Origin of the sequence: Enterocloster lavalensis, from assembly GCF_046603895.1 — a bacterium.
Lineage (GTDB): Bacteria > Bacillota > Clostridia > Lachnospirales > Lachnospiraceae > Enterocloster > Enterocloster lavalensis.
Genome location: NZ_CP176637.1, coordinates 3,005,584 through 3,029,514 on the forward strand (window position 1 = coordinate 3,005,584; position 23,931 = coordinate 3,029,514).

Sequence of the window (23,931 nt, forward strand, 5' to 3'; positions counted from 1 at the left end):
ATTGATGGCAGCTGAGAGGAGGCCGGACGGGGAGGACGAGGAGCAGTTTCAAACGCAGGAGCTGCGCTGGGATCAGCCTATGTCAGGAACTCCGGGGCAGATGCCACAAAACCCTGCTTACATTGGGTCTGTAAACCCTACGGATGGAAATTTTGTCCGAGCCGCAGCGGGTGGAACCATGGGGCAAACCATGGGAATGATGCAGCCTGCGCAGGGGATACCCGTTGGACCTGGGGGAACCATGCCGGGGGCACAGCCTGAGATTGACATGGGAAGGCAGTACCGGACAATGACACAGCCTGCAAACAACGATGGAAACGCCAAGAAGGTCTGGGATTCAGGCTCGGCGCAGCGTATGCCGGGCGGGACAGAGGCAGGTATGAACCCAGGATGGAATGCGGGTGTGCCGCAGCCAATGCAGGTTGGGCCTGGAAGCAGCTCTGGTCCGGAGTGGAGTATGGGAGCAGTATCACAAACTCCAAACAATCCGAATAATTTAAATAATTCAACTAATAGAACAAATTTACTGTGGCCAGTTCAGGGGCCGATGGGAATAGGCGGTGATCTGAATCAAGGAATTCCAGCGCAGACGCCGCAGGGAGCGGGACAGTACCCAGGAATGATGTTTCAGGGGAATCTGAATCCGGCGAATTCCGGCGCAATTCCTCAGGGATTGGCGGGTGTTGGAAACGGACAAAATCCCGCAATGCCGTTCCAGCCGCAAATGGGTCAGGAAAATAGGGGATATCCATCTAATCTAACCGTTCCTCAGAACTTTGGGCAGATTTATAATGGTGGAAATATGGGAATGATGCCGATGAATTCCAATATTGGCCTGGGACCTGAGCTGTTGTCGCAGTCTTCCATAGGGCAGGAAAAAAACGTAAGTGGAGTGGGCAAAGAGCTGGAATTAATGAAAAACAGCGAGAGCGATCCGATAATGGATGAAAGAGCGCGTTTGAACGAGGTCCCAGATAATGGAAATAATGACGGCGCGGAAGAAGGCTTTGAAAAAAGTCGTGAACGCAATGCGATGAAGCAGGTTCAGGAAGCGGATATTTCAGGTTTGAATTCGAACACCGCACTGCGGACGCCGACAGTTGCCGGGGTGGAGTTGAATGCAGTGGGACGGACGGAAACGAGTTATGGAGGGAATTCTGGACGTATGCGGGCTAATATGGGGGCAATGCGCCCGCCGCAGCCCGGCAGACCGGAGCCGCCGATGGGGCCCGGGCCGGTGAGGCCGCCGCAGCCTGGTAGGCCGGAGCCGCCGATGGGACCTGGGCCGGTGAGGCCGCCGCAGCCCGGCAGACCGGAGCCGCCGATGGGGCCCGGGCCGGTGAGACCGCCGCAGCCGCCGCGCCCCCCGCAGCCGCCGCGCCCCCCGCAGCCGCCGCGCCCCCCGCAGCCGCCACGTCCGCCACAGCCGCCGCGTCCGCAGCAGCCGCGTCCGCAGCAGCCGCCACGCCCGCCGCAGCCCCCGCGCCCACAGCCGCCGCGTCCGCCGCAGCCTCCGCGCCCCCCGCAGCCGCCGCGTCCGCCACAGCCGCCGCGTCCCCCGCAGCCGCCGCGTCCGCCGCAGCCGCCGCGTCCGCCGCAGCCCCCGCGCCCACAGCCCCCGCGCCCCCCACAGCCGCCGCGCCCGCCGCAGCCTCCGCGTCCCCCATATCCGCAGCCACCGCGTCCTCCGCATCCCCAGCCGGATCGGCCGTCGTGGCTTCGGGATATGATTAAGGTTTTGCTTTTAAATGAATTTTTTCACCGCAGGTGTAATACCAGGAACTGTCTGGTATAGCCGGAAGAGGCGGTTTTGTGGCTGGGAGCGCTGAAATGCGGAGAAATTGGGCAAAATACAGAAATTAAATAAAATTTCGAAAAGATTAAGTTGTAGTTTTTGCGGTTATTATATAAAATAGAAATAGCCCTCGGGGGTATTTGTAAAAATATGGTAGAATTAGAAATCATGGGGTTTTCGTTGAAAACCCCATGTCACACATAAAAAAGGACCGTGCACAAACTATGAAACGAACGTTGAAAAAAATCGGCATTCTGGCAGTTGTATTTCTCATTGCAGCTGTCATCTATTTTATTGCCGCTCAGAATACCATGGAAAAAGAGAATACTGTATACACAGCAATGAATGAACCCACGCTTCCCGTGATTTATCCGGAAGTGAACGGGAAAGAGATCAACGCTATGCACGGCTATTTGCAGGATATGGAGAATCAGGCGGCCCGTGAGTCCATCACGGTGCTGCCTGAGGATCGTGCCCTGAAGCTTCGCATCAGCACCTACGGGAACACCATTTCCGGGATCAGTTACGAGGTCCGAAGCCTTTCCATGGACCGCCTGGTGGAACAGACTAAGCTGGAATCCTGGGACAATGGGGAGGACAGCGTGTCGGTTACGCTGCCCATTCAGAATCTGCTGGCTAAAAACCAGCCCTATCTCCTGACGCTTTTTGTGAGCACAGGGGAGAAGAATATCCGGTACTATACCCGCATCGTGTGGACGGACAACCGGTACGCGGCGGACATGCTTCAGCTGGCGGAGGATTTTTCGCGCAAGTCCCTGGATTACAATGAGGCCCGGGATTTGACCTCCTACCTCGAGACAAACGATAAGGAGGACAACAGCTCCCTGGGCCATGTGACGATCCGGGCCAGCTTTAACCATTTGACCTGGGATGGTCTGGATGTGGAGATGCTTGGCGAGCCGCAGATCACCATGAAAGAGCTGGACGGCATCATGGGCCAGGTACGGGTGAATTACCAGGTTACGGTGACCGGTGAGGACGGGCACAGCGATATCCTGGACGTGGAGGATAATTACTGTATGCGCTGGAACGAACAGCGTATTTACATGATGGACTATGAACGCACCGCCAACCAGCGTTTTTCCGTGAGCAGCAGAAGCCTGAACGGCAAGCGGATTCTGCTGGGAATCACCAATGACGACAGCGTGCACACCAAAAAGAGTCCCAATGCCCGCTATATTGCGTTTAAGTCCGGTCAGGAGCTGTGGTGCTACGACCAGAACGAGCGCCAGATCGTGAAGGTTTTCAGCTTTGAGAGCGAGCGGGACGACGGGGTCAGAAGCCGGTACGACAGCCACGACATCCGCATTCTCTCCGCCGCGGACAGCGGAAACGTAACATTTTTGGTCTACGGCTATATGAACCGGGGCGCTCATGAGGGCCGTGTCGGTGTGGCGCTCTATACCTTTGACGCGGACGGGGACACGATTCATGAGAAATTTTTTATACCCGCGGTCCGCTCCTATGAGCAGGTCAAGGCGGATGTGGAGAAACTTTCCTATCTCAGCGACAGCGGTATGATGTATCTTTTGCTGGACGGCACGGTTTACGGCATCGACCTGCGCAGCAACGAGTCCATGGTGGTGGCTCAGGGATTGATCGAGGGCAGCTATGGGGTCAGTCAGGACGGCAGCCGCCTGGCCTGGCAGGAAGGCAGCGATATTTACCGGTCGCCCAGACTGCACCTGATGGATTTAAATACGTCCCAGAAGCAGGAGATCGCGGGCGCGGTGGACGATTATGTCCGCGTGCTGGGATTTGTGGGCAATGATTTGATCTATGGGCTGGGAAAGACGGAGGATCTCTGGACTGTGAACGGGAGAATCCGGGACCTGCCGATGTACGCTATGTATATTGTGGGCTCCGACATGCAGGTGGTGAGCCAGTATGAAAAGGACGGGATTTATATTTCCGGCGTGAATGTGGAGGACGGCCGGATTCACATGCGGCAGCTGGCAAAGGTGTCGGACTGGGACTATGTGTTCCAGAACAACGATACCATTGTGTGCAATGAAAAATTCGGTGTGGACCCCTTAAACGGAATCGGATGGTTCGCATCCCAGGGTAGGGGAAAGCTTTATTTCGTCCAGGCGGATCAGGAGCTGCAGGAGACCAAGGTGCAGGCCCGCGCGCCGAAAACATTTTCCTATGAAAATACAGGCGCTTTGGAGCCGGTGAAGATGAGTCAGGCGGACACGCAGATGACGTTTAACGCTTATGCCCTGGGACATTATATCGGCTCCTCCCGGAATTTCAAGGAAGCGGTGGATATGGCCTATGAGCACATGGGAGTGGTGACGGATCAGGACCAGAATCTTGTCTGGGACCGCGTAAACCGGCAGCCGATTGTGAATATCAAGGATCCCATGGCAAAGGCCGGCAAATTGCTGCGCTATCTGAATGATTTTACGGTCAGCCAGGAGTATGAGGGCGGGCTTCTGATGGTGGACGCCAGGGAGTGCAGCCTGAGCCAGATGCTGTATTTTATTGACAAGGGGACGCCGGTGATCGCCTACACGGGGCCTGGCACCTATATACTGCTGTCCGGTTACGACCAGTACAATGTATCGCTCTATGACCCGGAAACCCAGGAGAGCTGGAAGATGGGAATGAACGATGCAACCGCATATTTTGAGTCTCTGCAGAATGATTTCATCTGTGGAAAGATTGTCCAATAATCGACAAAAACGGCCTGAAAACGAGGTTTGGCGGCCCATGGGGCGGTTAAAAACAAGCCTTTTGCTTTACAAATGGGATTCTTATGGTATAATCATAGGGAGATGTAAATAAAATATGAATATTTTTTGAAGAATTTCTTTAGATGATGGAACGGTTCATGTGATAAGTGTGAACGGTTACCAGACGATTTGGCGTGACCCGGGCAGACGGTGCGGGACTTTGGGCCGGATTGGATAATTGAGTATAGAGGTGTATCGATGGAACAATATGTGATCAAAGGCGGGAATCCGCTGGTGGGCGATGTGACCATAAGCGGAGCCAAGAATGCCGCGCTGGGGATTCTTGCGGCGTCCATAATGACAGATGACGATGTGTTGATTGACAATCTTCCGGACGTGAGAGATATCAATGTGCTTTTGGAGGCGATTGAGGAGATCGGAGCCAGGGTGGAGCGGATCGACCGCCACACGGTGAGGATCAACGGCAGCAATATTAAAGAGGTGGCGGTGGATGACGAGTACATCCGCAGAATCCGCGCATCCTATTATTTCATCGGAGCTCTGCTGGGCAAGTACAAGAGCGCTCAGGTGCCCCTTCCCGGGGGCTGCAACATCGGCAGCAGACCCATTGACCAGCATCTGAAGGGCTTCCGCGCTCTTGGCGCCGAGGTGAACATCGAGCGCGGGGCCGTGATCGCCCACGCTATCGACCTGGTTGCCGCTCATATTTATCTGGACGTTGTCTCCGTGGGAGCGACCATCAATATTATGATGGCGGCCGCTCTGGCCGAGGGGCAGACCATACTGGAGAATGCGGCCAAGGAGCCCCACGTGGTGGATGTGGCCAACTTCTTAAACAGTATGGGCGCCAATATCAAGGGCGCCGGAACGGATACCATTCGCATCCGCGGTGTAAACCGGCTGCACGGAACGGAGTATTCCATTATTCCCGACCAGATCGAGGCGGGAACTTTTATGTGCGCCGCTGCGGTTACCAGGGGCGACGTGATGGTGAAGAATGTGATTCCCAAGCATCTGGAGGCCATTACCGCCAAGCTGATGGAGATGGGATGCGAGGTAATTGAGTTTGACGACGAGGTGCGCGTGGTGGGTAAGCCCACACAGCGCCACACGGATATCAAGACCCTTCCCTACCCGGGATTTCCAACGGATATGCAGCCTCAGATGAGCGTGGCTTTGGCTCTGGCTAAGGGGACCAGCATGGTGACCGAGAGCATTTTCGAGAACCGGTTCAAGTATGTGGATGAGTTGGCGCGCATGGGCACCAACATTAAGGTTGAGGGAAATGTGGCCGTGATCGACGGCGTGACCCAGTTGACGGGCGCTCAGGTCAACGCGCCGGATCTGCGGGCGGGAGCGGCACTTGTGATCGCCGGGCTGGCTGCGGATGGATATACGGTGGTGGATGAGATCGGATATATCCAGCGTGGATACGAATGTTTTGAGGAAAAACTCCAGGGTCTGGGGGCCATGATCGAAAAGGTGGATAATGACCGCGAGGTACAGAAGTTTAAGATGAAGGTCGGATGAGAGACGGACAACATGAACGGGAACAGCAGGCTAATCCAGTATGCGGTTCCCGTTTTTTTGTTTGAATGTAATGGGCCGTAAACGGCGGATTGTTCCGGCGGAAGGGAAAACAGATATGAAAAAGAGCGTGATTTCAACGGGGATTGCCCTGGTGGTGCTGACTGCAGGAATCCAGTTCTGGGGCTATCACCAGGTAAAGACCGGAAACTTATACCAGGATCAGCTGCATGCTGCACAAAAAGAGATAGGGGAGCTTGAGGACGAGATTCAAACGGAACAATTCAGGATTCAGGAAATTGAAAATGATCTGGGACGCATTGGGGATGAGCTTACATTACATGAAAACGCTGCAAAGCTTGGGAAAGAGAAGGTTATAGGCCTTTTTGAAAGCAATGATCTGGTCGGACAGAATGTTATGTTATATCAGTACACCTCATGGTTGACAAGCCCCTGGATTTTAGATGTCGAGAAAATGGAAGAATTTGACTTTGATGCACTTCCGGCTATGGATGGTAATGAGATGGCATTTTCCGGAGGAATCCGTTTTGTCAGTGAGAGCGGAGACAGGGGGATTCTAAAGCTGGCTGGATTCTATTATGCCAATTACGTTGAGGAATGCAAGGTATATCCCTTTTCAGAGCTGAAGGGCTGGAAGGTGGTTTTTACAGATTCAGGGCTGGAGCAGTTGGAAGGGGATCCCTGTATGGGCGAGGAACATAGTTACTGTGTGTTAAATGAGGAAACTCAGACCGTTTATCTTTCAGGCCAGTCGGATTTTAACAGAGAAGCTCTGTTTCATGGGATATGTCATATTGTTGTGAAGGCGCACTCAGACGAAAAAGATTTCCAGGAGATGGGGGCGCGCTTGTACGGCCGCAGGTATGAATACGCCGGTGGGCTGGTCTCGCCAACCCTTCATTTAGCGGATCAGGATGAATTTATGGCGGAAATGATCCAGGGGGCAATCAACGAAGATTTTGCGCAAGCGATATTTGACTCCGATATGGAGACGTATACGTTTTTTAGGGGGGGATTGGATGAGCAGTAAGAGGGCATGGATCGAGAGGTTGATATTGGTGCTGCTTGCTGTTGCTGCGGCCGGGTCCTTTGCAGTTCATATGAAGAATGCCCGATTCGCCTCCCAGGCAGAGCGGGAATTTACAGAGGCAGCTCGCATCAGACAGGAGGTCGAGGAACAACTGTCCACGGTGAAGGGGCAGCGTAAGGCAATGGAAGGGGAACAGCTTCAACTGGAAGAACAGAGCGCTTTGCGGGCGCAGGAGGAGTATCATTGGGACGATATACTGACCTTCTATCAGGATGCGAAGATGAAAATCGAACTGCATGGTGAGAGTGGAAATGATATTATGAAGGGTCTGTCCACAATCCAGGAATCTGAACGCATGCAGCATTTGGTTCTGAAAATGGATGATTATGAAATCCAGGATGGGAAGATTGTTCTGGATAATGGGCTTACCATTATAAATAAAGGTGTGGATGACCGTTACATGCCTCTCTGTGTTTTATATCTCAATTATGTGCCTCAGCGTATATTGGACAAGATGGTGTCACAGGGATGGAAGATTTATTTGATACCGGGCGTGGTGGGGACAGGGACCTATAACGGGGAGGAGGAGAGCTACGCGGGGATAACATATTATGATGATTACAAAATCGAGATCGGAATAGAGGATGAAGATTATTACCCTATCAGGGGGGTATTACTGCATGAGATTGGACATGTGTTGGACTTTATAGAGGGATTTCCTTCTGAAAAAAGAGTATTTGATTCATGCTATAAAAAAGAAAAGGAATTATTTAAGGGAGCTTTAGACATTGAAAGTGAGGAGTATGCGTCCCGAGAAAGCCGTGAGTATTTTGCTGAAGCGATTCAACTGTACTGGCTTCAGGATGAGTATCTAAAATACAACTGCCCGGACACATACAATTTTTTGGAGGAACTAAACGCCAAATGGGCGGATGAGCCGGTCAACCAAAATTAAACAGGAAACGCGGAAATTTGTGACGAATTACATACACAATTTCCGCGTTTTATATTATACTGTCTGTATAGGACTGGCTGCGGACGGATCGCGGTCGGGTGTATGTTTCAATCATTTAAACAGTCTTGAAGGAGGAAGCGAAGTATGAAGTGTATGAAGAAACGAAGAATTTTTTCACTGTGGCTGGCGCTTTTGATGGTCATGTCCCTTACCCTCGGCAGTTCCTTTGCCGCCTTTGCCGCAGATCATGACATTGTGGTTCTGTATACCAATGATGTGCACTGCGGGGTGGACGACAACATCGGTTATGCCGGGCTGGCGCTCTACAAACAGGAGATGCAGCAGCAGACGCCCTATGTGACCCTGGTGGACGCTGGGGATGCCATTCAGGGAGCGCCCATCGGCACGATCTCGGACGGCGGGTATATTATCGAGATTATGAATAAAGTGGGCTATGATTTCGCCATTCCCGGAAACCATGAGTACGACTACGGGATGGCGCGGTTTATGGAGCTGGCGGGACAGCTGAGATGCGGCTACACATCCTGCAACTTTATGAATCTGGCCTCCGGGACCACAGTGTTTGAGCCGTACCGGATGTTTACATACGGGGATACCAAAGTGGCGTTTGTGGGAGCGACCACTCCGGAGAGTTTTACCAAGTCCACGCCGGCTTATTTCCAGGATGCCAAGGGTAATTATATTTACGGTTTCTGCGAGGATGAGAGCGGGCAGAGCCTGTACAATCAGATTCAGAACACGGTAAATACGGCCAGGGACGCGGGCGCGGATTACGTGATTCTGGTTGGGCATCTGGGGGAGAACGGCGTCACGGACCGCTGGACCTCCGACAACATTATCCGCAATACCAGGGGAATCGACGTGGTGATCGACGGGCATTCCCATGAGACGGTTCCGGAAAAGTCCGTGAAAAATGCGGACGGCAGGGATGTGCTGCTGACCCAGACCGGCACCAAGTTGAAGGATATCGGCAAGCTGACCATCCGCACGGACGGCTCCATTACCACGGAGCTTGTGACCGAGGTTCCGGCGCAGGATACGGCACGGGATTATATTGTACAGAAAAACGATTCTCTCAGCAAAATCGCCGCCAGGGAACTGGGCGACCAGAACCGCTGGATTGATATTTACAACCACAATCTGAATAAGCTGAGGGATCCCAACGCGCTGCCCGTGGGTCTTAGCATTGTGATTCCCGGCAGCTGTGTGGTGGAGGACGGGAAGGCTCTGGACTATGGAACCAACCAGCTGATCAAGGGGATTCAGGCCAAGTACAACGAGACACTGAAGGCGGTGATCGGTCACACGGATGTGGAGTTGACGGTGAACAACGCGGCCACAGGGGAGCGAGCGGTCAGAAGCGCTGAGACGAACCTGGGCGATCTGTCGGCTGACGCTTACCGGGTGATGCTGGGCGCGGACGTGGGGCTGTCCAACGGCGGCGGCGTGCGCACCGGGATCAAGGCCGGAAATATTACCTTTAACGACGCGCTGGCAGTGTTCCCCTTCGGAAATATGGGCTGCGTGGTGGAAGTGACCGGTCAGCAGTTGAAGGACGCGCTGGAAATGGCCGCCAGGAACTGCCCGGAGGAGAACGGCGGATTCCTGCAGGTGTCCGGTATGACGTACACCATCGATACTTCCGTGAAGTCCGGCGTGACCCTGGACGACAAGGGAAATTTCACCGGAGTCAGCGGCGCTTACCGGGTGACCGATATCACAGTGGGCGGCGAACCTCTGGATTTGTCGAAAACCTATACCGTGGCATCCCACAATTATATGCTCAAGTCCGGAGGCGACGGGATGGCGATGTTTAAGGGAAGCAACGTGATAAAGGACGAGGTGATGGTGGACGTGGATATCCTGGCCGGGTACATCAAGCGGCTGGGCGGAAACGTGGGCGCGGAGTACGCGAATCCCGCGGGACAGGGACGGATTACCATCAAGTGACAAGCGCTCCGGGGTGACGGAGCGGAGAGGGACGGGCGGCTGAGGATAGCGGCCTGGAAATAGAGAATTATAGAAAGGTTTGGGAATTTTGACCCGCTGCCAGCGGAATGTACTGCTGGCAGCGGGTTGTTTTTTTGTGCAGTATACTACTCCCGGTGTATTACGCCCCGGAACTGCCCTCCAAGGCGGAAGCCGTGCAGAAATCGCGCAATATGCCGATGTAGTCCCGGACATACTGGGGCTGGTAACGGTTTTTCTGCCAGGCTGCGATGGTGGTGGTCAGCACCTGTTGTTTTCCCACGGACAGGCAGAGGGAGCCGCGTCCACGCTCCGAAGCCACCTGGCGGTAATAGCTCTCCGGCGCAAAGGCGGCGCCGAGTCCGTCCATAGCCAGCTTGATGGACATTTCGCTGTTGCGGGTGTGCAGCAGGACCGGAGGATTCATCCCATACTCCTGAAACAGGTTTAGGGCGATTCCGCCCGTGTTCTGGTCCGGATAGAGCAGAATAAAGTTTTCATCGCGAAACAGTTCCAGATCGATCCATGGGTGATGAAAACCGGGTATTATCTGCGCTTTTTGGGCCAGGGAATGACCGGAGGGGAGAATCAGCACAATTTCTTCCTCGCGAAGGACCTGATAGTCCAATAATTTGGGAAACTCATGGACATTATAAATGGTAAGGTCGATGGAATGACTTTTCAGGCTGGCCTCCGCTACAAAGCTGGCTTCCTCCTTTATGTTGAACGTCACATATGGATAGCGGTTGTGAAACTGCATCAGCGTGGGCTGGATCAGGGTGCTGCCCAGCATGAGAGGAATCGCAATGTTCAGGCGCCCCCGTTCCCGGTGGGTGATGTCATCGTGCTCCCGGTTCCACTCGTCGCCGTACGCCACGATACGCTTGGCATAGTGCAGATAGCGCTCTCCCAGATAAGTGGGATAGTAGCCGCCGTCCCTTCGGTTAAACAGGGGAGCGCCCAGGTGGTCCTCCAGATTTTTTAAATACTTACTCAGGGAGGGCTGGGAGATGAACAGGGACTCGGCGGCTTTGCCGATACTTTTGTGTTTGGCGATGGCAAGGATGTAGCGGGCTTCTTTCAGTTCCATGAAAATACTCCTTTCTGCCGGGGGGTGGAATGTGGGCCGGGGTGTGGGTTATGGGCCGTTGCGTTAGCTGTCGTCAGAGCGCAGTTTCCGAATCAGTCCCGATTTTACAAAAATCCCCTTAATTTTGCAGAAACTGTAAATAAACAGTCTTAAATAGCTTTACTGCATAAAAAATATAGAATTTATATATTTGACGTCTATTATATTACTTTTTATAATAATAGTAAACAGTTAAATAAGGAAGATTAATAAATATTTAACAGCATGGAGTGTGAAAATCATGAAAAAGAGCAGTGCATGGATCATGCTGGTGCCCGGCCTGGTTATTCTGCTGGTGTGCCTTGCCATCCCCCTGTTGCGGGTGCTGGCGCCGAGTATTTTTTCCGAAGGTTACCCCTTTCAGTCCTATGTGGAATTTTTTAAGGATGAGTATTACCTGAAAATCTTCCTGCGCACCGTGAAGATTGCGGTGATCACCACAGCGGTCTGTATGGTGGGAGGAATTCCCACGGCGTACTTTATCAGCCGCTGCGACAAGAAATGGAGAGGTCTTTTGCTGGCCGCGTCTATTTTCCCCATGATGACCAACTCTGTGATCCGCAGCTTTGCCTGGATCAACATCCTGGGCAGCAATGGGATCATCAACAAGTTCCTGCTGGCTCTGGGGCTGGCGGACAAGCCCATGAAGCTGCTGTACACGGATTTCGCCATCATCATCGGCTCCATTTACCTGTTTCTCCCGCTGATGATCGTGACCGTGACCGGCGTGATGGAGAACATCGACGACGACATGATGGAGGCGGCCCAGAGCCTGGGCGCGGCCAGGATGGAAGCGTTTATGAAGGTGATATTTCCCATGAGCCTGCCGGGCATCATTGTGGGCGGAATCCTGGTGTTCACAGGCACGCTGACCGCTTACACCACGCCCCAGCTGCTGGGCGGAAACTCCAATATGGTGATGGCGACCCTGATCTACCAGCGGGCCATGTCCGTCAGCGACTGGACCGGGGCTTCGGTGATCGCATTTATTATGATCGTCGTGACGCTGGCCGTGATCAAGGGCTTTAACGCGCTGGCTGCGAGACTGGACAGAAGAGGTGAGAATTATGCGTAAAAATAAGCTGCTCACTGCGTTTGCAGTTTTGGTGTTTGCATTTTTGATGATCCCGCTGATCATTATCACGGTGACGGCCTTTGGGGGCGGCAGCGCCATCACGTTTCCCATTGACTCCTTTTCCACCAAGTGGTTTGCCAATGTGTTCGCCCTCAAATCCTTTCGCAGGTCCTTTCTGACCAGCCTTGAGGTGGCGTTTCTGGCGACCTTTATCGCGCTGCTGGTGGGCGTGCCTGCGGCTTACGCCCTGGCACGGTCCGGGCTTAAGGGAAAACAGATGTTAAAGTCCATTTTCCTGTCTCCGACCATTGTGCCGGGTATTGTGATCGGCTTTATTCTCTACCAGTTTTTGATCCTGAACCTGAGAATGCCCGTGTTCGTCAGCCTGCTGGCCGGACATTTCATGGTGACGCTGCCCTACGTGATCCGCGTGGTGGGCTCCTCCATGGAGCAGTTCGACTTCTCCGTCGAGGAGGCGGCCTGGAGCCTGGGATGTCCCAAGGGGGCGGCATTTTTCAAGGTGGTTCTGCCCAACGTGACCTCGGGCATCTCCTCCGCCTTTATGCTGGCGTTTATCAATTCCTTTAACAATATCCCGGTATCCATGTTTCTGTCCGGCCCGGGCGTCAGCACCTTCCCGTCCACGCTGATGAACTACATTGAATATAATTATGATCCGACGGTGTCGGCGGTATCCGTGCTGCTGATGGCGGCCACGGTGATTATCATGGTAATTGTTGACAGGACGCTGGGCATCGCGGCCCTGGCGAAATAAGAGGGGAGAATGAACATGGCCTTCATGAGTTTAAATCAGATTGATGTGAGTTATGATAAGAAGAAGCAGATTTTGAAGGGGCTGAACCTGAACGTGGAGAAGGGCGAGCTGGTGTCCCTTCTGGGGCCCAGCGGCTGCGGAAAGTCTACCACGCTGCGGGTGGTCGCCGGTTTTATCGATCCCCAGGGCGGTTCCTTTTTGCTGGACGGGGACGATATGACCAAAGTTCCGGTGCACAAGCGCAATTTTGGACTGGTGTTCCAGAGCTACGCCCTGTTCCCGCACTTAAGCGTGTACGACAACGTGGCCTTCGGCCTGCGGACCCGGAAAATGGACAAGGCCCTGATTGATCAGAAGGTGACGGATATTTTGGAGGTCTGCGGTCTGACGGAGTTTAAGGACCGTTTTCCCAAGCAGATGTCCGGCGGACAGCGGCAGAGGGTGGCGCTAGCCCGGGCTCTGGTGATTGAGCCAAAGCTGCTGCTTTTGGATGAGCCATTGTCCAACCTGGACGCCAAGCTGCGTTTGTCCATGCGGGTGGAGATCAAGCGTTTGCAGAAAAAGCTGGGGATCACCACGCTGTTTGTGACCCATGATCAGGAGGAGTGCTTTTCCATCTCCGACAAGGTGGCGGTGATGAACAACGGGGTGATCGAGCAGTTTGATTCCCCGGAGAATATTTACCGCCGGCCCGCAACGGAGTTTGTGGCCCGTTTTATCGGATTTGAGAATTTCCTGGAGTTTGAGCGGATAAAGACCAATACTTACCGGGCCGCTGACGGCAGCACCTTTGAGGTGGACATGGATTGTCAGGAGGAGCGCTACGCGGGTACGATCCGCCCGGACGATATCCGGCTGGCTGAGGACGGTCAGACCGGAAATGTGATCCAGGGCACGGTGGGCGTGCGAACCTTCCTGGGCAAAAGCTACCAGTACGAGGTGAACACTGCGGCGGGGCTGATTAAAGTGAATATGGAAACCTCCCATGTGTTCGGGGAGGGCGAGACCGTTCGGCTGTATCTGCCCAAGGATAAGCTGGTGCTGGTGCGGCGGTAATTGTTACGGTCTGCCGGAACGTGTAACGGTATGAATGGCACGGAGTTGAATTTTGGCGCGGCGTCCGAACCGGCGTCCGCCTTAATATAATGAAAAACATGAAAGAATGAGGAGAGCAGAGATGAAAAAAACACTTGTACTGGCGCTTTGCGCGACCATGGCGCTGACTGCCTGCGGCGGCGGGGCTTCCGCCGGAGATTCCCAGGCGAAGGGGGATTCCAAGCAGAAGCTGGTGCTGTCCACCTTCGGTCTGAGCGAGGACATTTCCACGGAGGAGGTGTACGCGCCCTTTGAGCAGGGGTTTAACTGTGAGATTCTCACCGAGACCGGCGGGGCCAACGACCGCTACACTAAGCTGTCCGCGGACAGCGAGACCTCTATCGACGTGATTGAGCTGTCTCAGGCTATGACGGCCAAGGGAATCGCGGAGGGACTGTTTGAGGACATCGATTTGAGCAAAATCGAGAACGCCAAGGATATGATTACCGCGGCCAAGACCATGGCGGACGCGGGTCAGGGCGTGGCTTACACCATCAACAGCATCGGAATTATGTACAATCCCAATGTGGTGGATTTCGAGATCAAGAGCTTCGACGATCTGTGGGATTCCCGGCTGGCGGGGATGGTGAGTATCCCGGAGATCACCACCACCTTCGGACCGGCTATGGTTTACATGGCCAGCGACCATGCGGGCGTGGATATCAAGAGCGACAACGGCGAGGCCGCATTTGCCGCCCTGGCGGAGCTCAAGCCCAACCTGGTTAAGACCTATGCCAAGTCCTCGGATCTGATCAACATGTTCACCTCCGGCGAGGTGGCGGTGGCGGTTGTGGGCGATTTCGGCGTGCCCACCATCCAGCAGGCCAACCCGGACCTGGTTTATGTAACTCCGGATGTAACCTATGCGAACTTTAATACCATCAGTATTACCAAAAACTGTAAAAATAAAGAGCTGGCTTACGCTTATCTGAATTACCGCCTGAGCGCCGAGCTGCAGACCAAGACCGGCAAGGCGTTAAACGAGGCTCCCACCAACAGCAAGGTGAGCTTTACCGAGGAGGAGTCTAAGAACATGACCTACGGCGAGAAGGCGGCTAATGCCAAGGTATTGGATTACTCCTTTGTGAACCCGCTGCTGAACGACTGGATCGACCGGTGGAACCGCACCATTAACAACTAAAGGAAGAATTTTATGAGAGCTGATTTCGTGATTAAAAACGCCTGGGTCTTTATGACGTACCGGCAGTGTTTTGAGAAACGGGATGTGGCGGTTGCAGGGGAGAGCTTTTATTGCGTTTCCCCTGCAATTTCATATCCGGGTGTGAACGTGGTGGACGGGACCGGGAAATACCTGATTCCGGGGCTCATTGATATCCACATGCATATTGAAAGTTCTATGACGTATCCACAGGAATTTTCCCGCATCACCTTACCCTACGGGGTGACCACGGTGGTGGCGGACGCCCATGAGATTGCCAATGTGTTCGGGCTGGAGGGAATACGGTGTTTTATGGAGCAGAAAACGCCACAGGATATATTTTACGCGATCCCATCCAGCGTTCCTGCTACCAATGAGACGCTGGAGACCGCGGGCGCGTCCATCGGCGAGGCGGAGGTGAGGCGCCTGGCGGAGGATGAACGGGTGCTCTGTCTGGGAGAGGTGATGAATTTTAAGGATCTGACCGCGGATGAGGACACGCTGATCAAGCGGTTGATCCGCTGCTGCCGGGAGTCCGGCGGAAACAAGCGCATCGAGGGCCATTGTCCGGCGCTGTCCGGGGAGGATCTGTGCCGGTTTATCTACGAGGGCGTGGACGCGGACCATACCCAGCAGACGCCGGAGTCCGTGGTGGAAAAGACGGATTTGGGAATGTTTCTGGAGCTGCAGTTAAAGTCCCTGACGGAGGACGTGGTGCGGGCGGTCTGTAATAACGAACTTTATGAGAACGTGGCCCTGGTGACGGACGATACCATGCCGGACCGGCTGTTAAAGGGACAGCTGAACCGGATCGTAGAGGCAGCGGTGAAAGCGGGAATGCCGGTGGAGAAAGCCATCTACTGCGCCACCTTTACTCCGGCCAGAAGGATGCATCTGGACGATCGGGGACTCATCGGGCCGGGAAAGCTGGCGGATTTTGTGGTGCTTAGGGATTTGGAGTCCTTTGAGCCGGAGGCGGTGTTTAAGAGCGGGAAATGCGTGTTCGAGGAAATGGACGCGGCGGGGGTGTGGAGCGGCGTGATGGGAGAGTGTGGCGCGGCGGAAGCCCGTGGTGTGGCGGAAGCCCGTGGCGCGGTGGAAGCCCGTGGTGTGGCGGAAGCCTGTGGTGTGGCGGAAGCCCGTGACATATCGGGAAACTGTAACGCGGCGTTTCCCCCGCTGTTCCCCGCTCACTTTTATCATTCCGTTCGCTGCAAAAAAGCGGAGCCCGGGGACTTTACCTTGCGGGTTGACGTTCCCTGCGCCGCGGTACGGGTGAATGTGATGAAGATCAGGACCTTCGGCACCTTCACGGAGCAGGTGGTCCGCACCCTTCCCGTTCAGGACGGGGAAATCTGCTGGCAGGGGTCCGGCCTGACTCTGGCGGCGCTTTTTGAGCGCTATGGGAAAAACGGAAACATTTCCTACGGTCTGGTGGAGGGCGCATTTACCGGCAGAGGCGCGGCGGCCACCACCTGGTCCCACGACAGCCACAATCTGCTGGTGCTGGGCACTTCCGCTAAGGACATGTGCGCGGCTCAAAACCGGGTTCTGGAGCTGCAGGGCGGATATGTGGCGGCAGAGGGCGGCCGGGTGACGGCAGAGGCAGGGCTGCCGGTGGGAGGAATTATAAGCGACGGGCCGGTGGAAGCGCTGGCAAAGCAGCTGGGCCGGGTGCGGGAAGCCATGAGGCGGCTGGGATATGAGAATAACAATGAGATCATGTCCATGAGCACGCTGTGCCTGCCGGTGTCTCCCAATCTGAAGCTGACGGATTTCGGCCTGCTGGAGGTTAAAACCCAGCGCCGCGTGGCACTGATTCAGGCGTTTTTGGATGAAAACGGATATGAAATCAAACATTTGGGATAGAGGGAGTATGATACTGCGATGAAGACGATAATCCGAAACGGGATAGTGGTGCCGATGAACCGGAACATGGATGTATGGCCGGACGGGTATGTGGTGTTTGAGGGGACAAAGATACTGGAAGCCGGGCCGGTGGACGGTCTGGACGCGGCCATAATCCGGCACGGCGGTGAAAATAACACCGGTTCGGATTTCCAGGTAATCGACGCCCGGCGGGCCATCGTCATGCCGGGAATGGTCAACACCCACTGCCATCTGGGAATGATCCCGTTCCGCGGCCTGGGGGACGACTGCAAGGACCGTTTGCGGGTGTTCCTGCTGCCGATGGAGGAACAGGCCATGGACTGCGAGCTGGCGGTGGCTTCCAGCCGGTACGCGGTGGCCGAGCTGCTCCTTGGCGGAGTTACAACCGTGCTTGACATGTATTATTTTGAGGATCAGGTGGCCCGGGTGATGGATGAGATGGGGATCCGGGGAATTGCCGGTGAGACGGTGATGGAGGAGGCCACCTGCGACGCTGAAAGCCCTCAGGAAGCGATTGCCAGAGGGGAGGCGATGATCCGGGCTTACCGTGATCATCCCCGTATAAAAGGCTGTCTGGCGCCTCACGGGACCACCACCTGCAGCCCGGACACCCTGCGCCGGGTTCACGATGTGGACCGTTTTTATAATGTTCCCTTCACGCTCCATGTGGCGGAGATGGACTATGAAATGATTCAGCTGAGGGATTCCTTTGGCCTGACTCCGGTGGAATATCTGCAAGAGCTGGGGGTGCTTGACGAAAATACCGTTTCCGCCCACAGCATCCGCCTGACGGATGAGGACATCCGCATTCTGAAGGAAGCAGGGGCGTCCATAGCCCACTGCATCGCCTCCAACACCAAGGCCGCCAAGGGAGTGGCTCCGGTGAGGGCCATGCACAGAGCCGGCGTGAACGTGGGGCTGGGCACGGATGGTCCCGCCAGCGGAAATACATTGGATCTGTTCAGTCAGATGCGCTTCTGCGCCAATTTCCATAAAAACGAGCTTCGGGACCGGAGCGCCTTTCCGGCTGCGGAAATCGTGAGAATGGCAACCAGGGAGGGAGCGGCCGCCCTGGGCCTGGGGGCTGTGACCGGATCCCTGGAACCGGGCAAGGAGGCGGACATCGTGCTGGTGGAGACGGATTCCCCCAACATGTTCCCGGTCTACGATCCCTACGCGGCTCTGGTGTACAGCGCGGGGGCCGCCAATGTGCGGGACGTGTATGTAGCCGGAAAATGCCTGGTCAGGGATAAGCGCCTGACCGGTGCGGATTTCGGGCGTATCCGCGGGGAACTGGCCCGGAAAATGGAGCGGACGGCATTTCGGGATATGAAAAATCTGCTGTGCTGAGACCGGTCCGGCGTGAGGTTGGCAAAAATCGTCGAGACGAATCGCTTCGGATCCTGTATGATGGGGGATGTCAGGAGGTGAACCGGGATGAAGGAACAAGCGGAGGCTGTGCAGCGGATGCAGGATTATATCGGGGAGCACAGAAACGAGGCCATTACTCTGGCCGATCTGGCGCGGGTCTCGCTGTTTTCGCCGTGGCATTCTTACCGGCTGTTTAAGCAGTGGACCGGTCTGACGCCCTCCGATTATATTCGGAGGCTGAGACTTTCCACTTCCGCCTTGAAGCTGCGGGACGGGCAGTGCCGCATCGCCGATGTGGCTTACGAGTATGGGTTTGGCAGCGTGGACGGATATCAGCGGGCGTTTTTGCGGGAATTCGGCTGCAATCCGCGGGAGTACGCGGCTAATCCGGTTCCCTTGTACCTGTTCACCCCCTATGGAGTCAAGTACAGGGAAATCAGAAAGGAGCCGAGGATGGCGGAGAAAGTTAGAACTGTTTTTATTCAGGTGATTGAGAAGCCGGCCCGCAAAGCGGTGATCCGGCGCGGAGTCCGGGCGGAGGATTATTTTGCCTACTGTGAGGAGGTGGGCTGCGACGTCTGGGGGCTACTTACCAGCATGAGGTCGCTCTGCGGGGAGCCGGTATGCCTCTGGCTGCCGGAGAAGCTGCGAAAGCCCGGGACGTCGGTGTACGTGCAGGGGGTGGAGGTCCCGGAGGATTACAGCGGTCCGGTGCCTGAGGAATTTGACGTAATCGATCTGCCGGCAGCGAAATATCTGATGTTTCAGGGGGAGCCCTTTGAGGGGGAGGATTACTGTCAGGCCATCGAGGCGGTCCAGTCCGCGGCAAAGGAGTATGATCCGTCGGTGATCGGATACCGGTGGGATCGGGAGAATCCGCGGATTCAGCTGGAACCGGTGGGAACCAGGGGATATATTGAGTTGTACGCCATTACGGAGGCGTAGCAGGAATACGAGGCGTGGACAGCCGGTTGTGGGCTGTCCGCGCCTTAGTGGATGGTATGGGCGTTGGCGGTGGAAACGGCCTCTTGCCCTCCGGCGGAGTTTATGTTAAGATAGGCATACACCGGCGCGTCTGTGCCGGTGACGGATCAATTCTTAGATCAATTCACAGGTTTCTGAAATTCTGGCATATCGCCGGTAATTCAAGACAGAGAAAAGGCAGTTGGATGTTACTGTTCAGAGGTAATATTCCGCGAGGTGTTTTTTGTGAGTGGAGCGCAGCAAAAGTCACAGAAAACCCGAGGATAGCGGCGCGAAACGGCATTTTTTCCGTTTCTGTGCATCGCGAAGCGTGTTACTGGGAACGGAGTGTACAGTAACAGTTGGATATGGGGGTCAGCGCTTATGGGCGGTGGAAATCTTGCATTTTCCGGAGATATTCCTTATAATACGGTTAAGAGTAGTCTCCCTGTTTCCGACTGCGAAAGGAGGAAAATGGGGGAAATCGATCTGGTTTTAAACCGCTATTTTGAGGACGGGGAGCGGTATGCGGATCTGATCAACGGGTACGCGTTTAACGGGGATCAGGTGGTGAGAAAAGAGGATGTGCAGGAGCTGGATCCCCGGGAGACCGGGAGGCTTGGCAGGCGTCCGGGAGTTCAGAAGTACCGGGACAGCATCCGCAGGATAGTGCTGGGCGCCAGGTTTGTGCTGATCGGGCTGGAACATCAGGATCAGGTCCACTATGCCATGCCGGTGCGGGTCATGCTGCAGGACGCGGCGGAGTATGACCGCCAGCTGCGCAGAATCCGAAGGGCAAACCGCCGCGTGGGGGGACTTACGGGCGCGGAATTCCTGGGAGGATTTACGCGCAGGGACCGCGTTTGCCCGGTGATTACGCTGGTCTTATACTATGGGAAAACGCCCTGGGACGGGGCGATGGATTTGCACGGTCTGATGGACTGCGCAGGTTACCCTGAGCCCATGCTCCGCCTGGTAAACAACTACCGCCTTCATGTATTGGAAGTGCGCCGTTTTGCAAATATCCGGCGTTTCCGCACGGACCTGTACCAGGTATTCGGATTTATCCAGCGTTCCGGGGATAAGGAGGCGGAGCGGCGGTTTACGGAGGAAAACCGCGTATATTTTGAAGGAATGGATGAGGAGGCGTTTGACGTGATAACAGCCATCACCGGTTCACGGGAATTGGAGCAGGTGAAGGAGCAGTATCGTGAGGAAGGAGGACGGATCAATATGTGCGAGGCGATTCGAGGGATGATTGAGGATGGGAGAATTGAGGGGCGTTTGGAAGGAAAGATTGAAGGGAAATATGAAGGAGCGCTGGAAAAGACCCGGACGGTAGCTCGCAATATGTATCTGCGCGGGATGTCTGCGGAGGATGCGGCGGCAATCTGCGAGATGGATACTGCGCAGATTGAGGTCTGGTACAGGGAGTGGGGGAATCGGTAGACTGCTGCGGGATACTTTTAAAACAATTTGTCCGCAATCCTGAAATTTAATGTTGACAGCCTTATGTAAATCGATTAATATAGGTTGAGTAACAAAACATACAACCGAATAAAGTTCGTAATATCCCTTATTCAGAGTGGTGGAGGTACAAAGGACCTGTGAAGCCACGGCAACCCCGGATGAGCGCCGAGTGCGCGAGAGAGCCGGAAGGTGCCAACCTGAGCGAGGAGCGGCTGAGAACAACCGGCGCGCTTGATCGAGCAATAAGAGGATTTGAAATCACCATTCAAGTCCGCTTTGCTTATTAGCGGACTTTCTTTTATGTGTGCAAAGCGTTACAGGACAACACTATTTTGTAAAGGAGAGAAACTTTCATGGAAAAACGTTTATTTACCTCTGAATCCGTAACCGAAGGCCATCCGGATAAAATGTGCGATGCCATTTCCGATGCCATCCTGGATGCCCTCTTAGAGCAGGATCCCATGAGCCGCGTGGCCTGCGAGACCGCCACCACCACCGGACTGGTTCTGGTGATGGGCGAGATCACCACCAGCGCCTATGTGGATATTCAGAAGATTGTCCGCGAGACGGTGCGGGAGATCGGCTATGACCGCGCGAAATACGGTTTTGACTGCGATACCTGCGGCGTAATCACCGCCATCGACGAGCAGTCCAAGGACATCGCTCTGGGCGTGGACAAGGCTCTGGAGGCCAAGGAGGCCGCTGAGTCCGACATGAGCGAGGAAGAGCTCAATTCCATCGGCGCGGGCGATCAGGGTATGATGTTCGGCTTTGCCACCAATGAGACGGAGGAGTACATGCCCTACTCCATTTCCATGGCTCACAGGCTGGCCAGACGCCTGACCGAGGTCCGCAAGAACGGCACCTTGAATTACCTCCGCCCCGACGGAAAGACTCAGGTTACCGTGGAGTACGACGAGAACGACAAACCGGTCCGCCTGGACGCAGTCGTGCTTTCCACCCAGCACGATGAGAATGTGTCCCAGGAGCAGATTCACGCGGATATCAAAAAGTATGTGTTCGATGAGATTATCCCCGCCCACATGGTGGACGAGAATACCAAGTTCTTCATCAACCCAACCGGCCGTTTTGTGATCGGAGGCCCCCAGGGTGACAGCGGTCTGACCGGCCGCAAGATCATCGTGGACAGCTACGGCGGCTACGCCCGTCACGGCGGCGGAGCGTTCTCCGGCAAGGACTGCACCAAGGTGGACCGCTCCGCGGCCTACGCCGCCCGCTATGTGGCCAAGAACATTGTGGCGGCGGGACTGGCTGACAAGTGCGAGATCCAGCTGTCCTACGCCATCGGCGTGGCCCATCCCACCTCCATCATGGTGGAGACCTTTGGCACCGGAAAGCTCAGCGACGACGCTCTGGTGCAGATTATCCGCTCCAAGTTCGACCTGCGCCCGGCCGGAATCATCAAGATGCTGGACCTGCGCAGACCCATCTACAAGCAGACTGCCGCTTACGGCCACTTTGGCCGCAACGACCTGGATCTGCCCTGGGAGAGACTGGATAAGGTGGAGCTGTTGAAGGCGTATCTGTAAAAAGTATAAGCGGAAACAGCGGGCAGACGAAATAGCCCGAAAATGAAAAACGGCCTCCCGCCGGTGATATAAAATATCACGGCGGAGGCTGTTTTTTATCGAATGCAGCAGTCCGTTGGCGCAGTCCGTAGGCGGTTGCTCCCGGAAATCACGGCCCGATGGTAAATTTCTTCCAACCTATTTCAGAACCATGTCCGTCAGAATAAATCCTCATCCCCTTCGCTCTGCTCTGCGTTGTCCAGTTCAACAATCTGAATCGCTTCCCGGCTCTGCCGCACCACGTCCTCGATTTCCTCTCGTGTGAGCTCCCGGTCCTGGATGACCAGACCGATCACCAGCGCCAGGTTGACGCCCGCGATCAGCGTGGTGTTCGGCCGGTTAAGGAATGTATACATAATACTGTTTACACTGCCGCCGTACATATCGGACAGCAGAATCACCTGATCGTCCCGTCCCACCTTCTGGTAGAAGGCGTTCAGGGCGTCCTCCAGTGAGCGTTCGTCCACATAGGCATCAAATACGGTTAGGCGGTCGCAGCCGCCCAGAAGCACACCGACAGAGCTTTTCAGGCCGCTGGCCAGATGACCGTGGGATGAAAGAAAAAATTGAACCATTTTAGTGTTCTCCTTCCTGTGAAATCAGATCCCGGTAGCTGATGAGCTCAATGGAGTTTTCGCGGATCCATTGTCTCATGGCAGGTCCGGTGACGGCTGCCAGATCCCGTGTGCGGATCATGGTGTAGGTGGACACGCCGAACAGGGCGTCGTCCACGTAGCCGCAGTGGGTGCCGATAAAGCCGATGGACTTTTTGGGAAATTCCCGGTCGCCCAAAATACATTCCATGGGGTCGGCTTTCATCTGATCCTCCAGGGTAAACGGCTTTTTGTTCCAGGAGGAGGCCAGACGTGAGACGTTGTATCTGGCCAACAGATCCCGCACCAGCGGGATGCCGTAGGTCTCCCCCATGATCTCCATGGCCCGCCATGTTGCCGGCGTGCTGTAGGAATGGCTGTGGAGGTATTCTGGTTTCTTTCCGGTGAGATCCATAAAACGCCGGATCTGGGCTTCCACCTCGATCAGACAGTCCCGGAGAATCACGTGGTCCTGGTTTCCGTCCGCCGCGTCCCTTGTCCGGTGCATACCCGAGGTCTTAAAGAAGCCGTCCTCCTGCACCAGGGAGGGGATTTGCGCCGGATCAGCGCAGGGCCGCCCTGCCACCAAATTAATGTCCTGGCCCAGGCATACATGGCGGTAGGGGCTGATCAGCCGGACGGCGAACTCCGCGGCCGGCATGTTGCTGAACAAGCCGGTGCAGGTGACGGCCCCGTCCCGGATTCCCTTTTCGATGCCACAGCTTACAGCCTCCGTAATGCCCAGATCGTCGGATTGTACGATTAATTTCATCCGCCAATTTCCT

18 protein-coding genes and 1 riboswitch are annotated in these 23,931 nt (G+C 55.1%); of the genes, 14 read left to right on the plus strand and 4 right to left on the minus strand.

Going from position 1 to position 23,931, the window contains the following annotated elements; translation table 11 throughout:
* Positions 1 to 1,172: 1,172 nt before the first annotated feature.
* Positions 1,173 to 1,679 (minus strand): hypothetical protein, encoded by a 507-nt coding sequence (locus ACK2JC_RS13370; protein ID WP_411338500.1) that lies wholly within the window; start codon positions 1,677 to 1,679, stop codon positions 1,173 to 1,175.
* Positions 1,680 to 2,019: 340 nt separating this feature from the next.
* Between ACK2JC_RS13370 and ACK2JC_RS13375 the strand changes: the two genes are divergently transcribed.
* The 5 genes from ACK2JC_RS13375 (at position 2,020) to ACK2JC_RS13395 (ending at position 10,019) form a co-directional block, all read left to right on the plus strand.
* Positions 2,020 to 4,494, plus strand: a complete 2,475-nt coding sequence (locus ACK2JC_RS13375) for a hypothetical protein (protein WP_368271166.1) — start codon at positions 2,020 to 2,022, stop codon at positions 4,492 to 4,494.
* A gap of 258 nt (positions 4,495 to 4,752) precedes the next feature.
* Entirely contained in the window at positions 4,753 to 6,045 is a 1,293-nt protein-coding gene (locus ACK2JC_RS13380; RefSeq protein ID WP_092362428.1) for a UDP-N-acetylglucosamine 1-carboxyvinyltransferase, read from the plus strand.
* Positions 6,046 to 6,160: 115 nt separating this feature from the next.
* Positions 6,161 to 7,093, plus strand: a complete 933-nt coding sequence (locus ACK2JC_RS13385; protein ID WP_368271167.1) for a hypothetical protein — start codon at positions 6,161 to 6,163, stop codon at positions 7,091 to 7,093.
* Positions 7,083 to 8,048, plus strand: coding sequence for an anthrax toxin lethal factor-related metalloendopeptidase (locus ACK2JC_RS13390; protein WP_320937661.1), 966 nt, complete (start codon positions 7,083 to 7,085; stop codon positions 8,046 to 8,048). Before ACK2JC_RS13385 ends, ACK2JC_RS13390 begins: the two co-directional genes overlap by 11 nt.
* 144 nt (positions 8,049 to 8,192) lie before the next feature.
* On the plus strand, positions 8,193 to 10,019 hold the full coding sequence (locus ACK2JC_RS13395; protein ID WP_320937660.1) for a bifunctional UDP-sugar hydrolase/5'-nucleotidase: 1,827 nt from the start codon (positions 8,193 to 8,195) through the stop codon (positions 10,017 to 10,019).
* Positions 10,020 to 10,179: 160 nt separating this feature from the next.
* Here the strand turns inward: ACK2JC_RS13395 and ACK2JC_RS13400 are convergent, their stop codons facing one another.
* Positions 10,180 to 11,127: a LysR family transcriptional regulator gene (locus tag ACK2JC_RS13400; protein WP_320937659.1), complete on the minus strand. Its 948-nt coding sequence runs from the start codon at positions 11,125 to 11,127 to the stop codon at positions 10,180 to 10,182.
* A gap of 280 nt (positions 11,128 to 11,407) precedes the next feature.
* On the opposite strand from ACK2JC_RS13400, the gene ACK2JC_RS13405 reads away from it, so the two are divergent.
* The 9 genes from ACK2JC_RS13405 to metK all read left to right on the plus strand — a co-directional run bounded on the left by ACK2JC_RS13405 (position 11,408) and on the right by metK (position 22,514).
* The gene (locus ACK2JC_RS13405) at positions 11,408 to 12,241 is read left to right on the plus strand and encodes an ABC transporter permease (RefSeq protein WP_007705675.1); all 834 of its coding nucleotides are present in this window, start codon (positions 11,408 to 11,410) and stop codon (positions 12,239 to 12,241) included.
* Entirely contained in the window at positions 12,234 to 13,016 is a 783-nt protein-coding gene (locus ACK2JC_RS13410) for an ABC transporter permease (RefSeq protein WP_007705678.1), read from the plus strand. Before ACK2JC_RS13405 ends, ACK2JC_RS13410 begins: the two co-directional genes overlap by 8 nt.
* Before the next feature lie 15 nt (positions 13,017 to 13,031).
* A complete protein-coding gene (locus ACK2JC_RS13415) occupies positions 13,032 to 14,072 on the plus strand; it encodes an ABC transporter ATP-binding protein (protein ID WP_107435933.1) in 1,041 nt (346 codons plus the stop codon).
* A 121-nt stretch (positions 14,073 to 14,193) separates the two neighbouring features.
* A complete protein-coding gene (locus ACK2JC_RS13420) occupies positions 14,194 to 15,252 on the plus strand; it encodes a PotD/PotF family extracellular solute-binding protein (protein ID WP_320937658.1) in 1,059 nt (352 codons plus the stop codon).
* Between the two features lie 12 nt (positions 15,253 to 15,264).
* Positions 15,265 to 17,139, plus strand: coding sequence for an adenine deaminase C-terminal domain-containing protein (locus ACK2JC_RS13425; RefSeq protein WP_320937657.1), 1,875 nt, complete (start codon positions 15,265 to 15,267; stop codon positions 17,137 to 17,139).
* 18 nt (positions 17,140 to 17,157) lie between these two features.
* Positions 17,158 to 18,510, plus strand: coding sequence for an amidohydrolase (locus tag ACK2JC_RS13430; protein ID WP_368271168.1), 1,353 nt, complete (start codon positions 17,158 to 17,160; stop codon positions 18,508 to 18,510).
* An 87-nt stretch (positions 18,511 to 18,597) separates the two neighbouring features.
* A complete protein-coding gene (locus ACK2JC_RS13435) occupies positions 18,598 to 19,476 on the plus strand; it encodes an AraC family transcriptional regulator (RefSeq protein ID WP_320937655.1) in 879 nt (292 codons plus the stop codon).
* A gap of 492 nt (positions 19,477 to 19,968) precedes the next feature.
* The gene (locus ACK2JC_RS13440) at positions 19,969 to 20,943 is read left to right on the plus strand and encodes a transposase (RefSeq protein WP_320937654.1); all 975 of its coding nucleotides are present in this window, start codon (positions 19,969 to 19,971) and stop codon (positions 20,941 to 20,943) included.
* Between the two features lie 124 nt (positions 20,944 to 21,067).
* A riboswitch (SAM riboswitch) is annotated at positions 21,068 to 21,213 on the plus strand.
* Positions 21,214 to 21,317: 104 nt separating this feature from the next.
* Positions 21,318 to 22,514: a methionine adenosyltransferase gene (gene metK, locus ACK2JC_RS13445; protein ID WP_092362448.1), complete on the plus strand. Its 1,197-nt coding sequence runs from the start codon at positions 21,318 to 21,320 to the stop codon at positions 22,512 to 22,514.
* 197 nt (positions 22,515 to 22,711) lie between these two features.
* Here the strand turns inward: metK and ACK2JC_RS13450 are convergent, their stop codons facing one another.
* Positions 22,712 to 23,128, minus strand: a complete 417-nt coding sequence (locus tag ACK2JC_RS13450; protein WP_092362450.1) for a PTS sugar transporter subunit IIA — start codon at positions 23,126 to 23,128, stop codon at positions 22,712 to 22,714.
* A 1-nt stretch (position 23,129) separates the two neighbouring features.
* The gene (locus ACK2JC_RS13455; protein WP_107435937.1) at positions 23,130 to 23,918 is read right to left on the minus strand and encodes a ChbG/HpnK family deacetylase; all 789 of its coding nucleotides are present in this window, start codon (positions 23,916 to 23,918) and stop codon (positions 23,130 to 23,132) included.
* Positions 23,919 to 23,931 lie beyond the last annotated feature (13 nt).

What these genes read in the sequence shown, in the direction of transcription:
- metK (WP_092362448.1), top strand. Translation starts at nt 21,318, where the DNA reads ATGGAAAAACGTTTATTTACCTCTGAATCCGTAACCGAAGGCCATCCG.
- ACK2JC_RS13440 (WP_320937654.1), top strand. Translation starts at nt 19,969, where the DNA reads ATGGGGGAAATCGATCTGGTTTTAAACCGCTATTTTGAGGACGGGGAG.
- ACK2JC_RS13455 (WP_107435937.1), bottom strand. Translation starts at nt 23,918, where the DNA reads ATGAAATTAATCGTACAATCCGACGATCTGGGCATTACGGAGGCTGTA.
- ACK2JC_RS13395 (WP_320937660.1), top strand. Translation starts at nt 8,193, where the DNA reads ATGAAGTGTATGAAGAAACGAAGAATTTTTTCACTGTGGCTGGCGCTT.
- ACK2JC_RS13400 (WP_320937659.1), bottom strand. Translation starts at nt 11,127, where the DNA reads ATGGAACTGAAAGAAGCCCGCTACATCCTTGCCATCGCCAAACACAAA.
- ACK2JC_RS13450 (WP_092362450.1), bottom strand. Translation starts at nt 23,128, where the DNA reads ATGGTTCAATTTTTTCTTTCATCCCACGGTCATCTGGCCAGCGGCCTG.
- ACK2JC_RS13385 (WP_368271167.1), top strand. Translation starts at nt 6,161, where the DNA reads ATGAAAAAGAGCGTGATTTCAACGGGGATTGCCCTGGTGGTGCTGACT.
- ACK2JC_RS13410 (WP_007705678.1), top strand. Translation starts at nt 12,234, where the DNA reads ATGCGTAAAAATAAGCTGCTCACTGCGTTTGCAGTTTTGGTGTTTGCA.
- ACK2JC_RS13420 (WP_320937658.1), top strand. Translation starts at nt 14,194, where the DNA reads ATGAAAAAAACACTTGTACTGGCGCTTTGCGCGACCATGGCGCTGACT.
- ACK2JC_RS13430 (WP_368271168.1), top strand. Translation starts at nt 17,158, where the DNA reads ATGAAGACGATAATCCGAAACGGGATAGTGGTGCCGATGAACCGGAAC.
- ACK2JC_RS13415 (WP_107435933.1), top strand. Translation starts at nt 13,032, where the DNA reads ATGGCCTTCATGAGTTTAAATCAGATTGATGTGAGTTATGATAAGAAG.
- ACK2JC_RS13425 (WP_320937657.1), top strand. Translation starts at nt 15,265, where the DNA reads ATGAGAGCTGATTTCGTGATTAAAAACGCCTGGGTCTTTATGACGTAC.
- ACK2JC_RS13380 (WP_092362428.1), top strand. Translation starts at nt 4,753, where the DNA reads ATGGAACAATATGTGATCAAAGGCGGGAATCCGCTGGTGGGCGATGTG.
- ACK2JC_RS13405 (WP_007705675.1), top strand. Translation starts at nt 11,408, where the DNA reads ATGAAAAAGAGCAGTGCATGGATCATGCTGGTGCCCGGCCTGGTTATT.
- ACK2JC_RS13390 (WP_320937661.1), top strand. Translation starts at nt 7,083, where the DNA reads ATGAGCAGTAAGAGGGCATGGATCGAGAGGTTGATATTGGTGCTGCTT.
- ACK2JC_RS13435 (WP_320937655.1), top strand. Translation starts at nt 18,598, where the DNA reads ATGAAGGAACAAGCGGAGGCTGTGCAGCGGATGCAGGATTATATCGGG.
- ACK2JC_RS13375 (WP_368271166.1), top strand. Translation starts at nt 2,020, where the DNA reads ATGAAACGAACGTTGAAAAAAATCGGCATTCTGGCAGTTGTATTTCTC.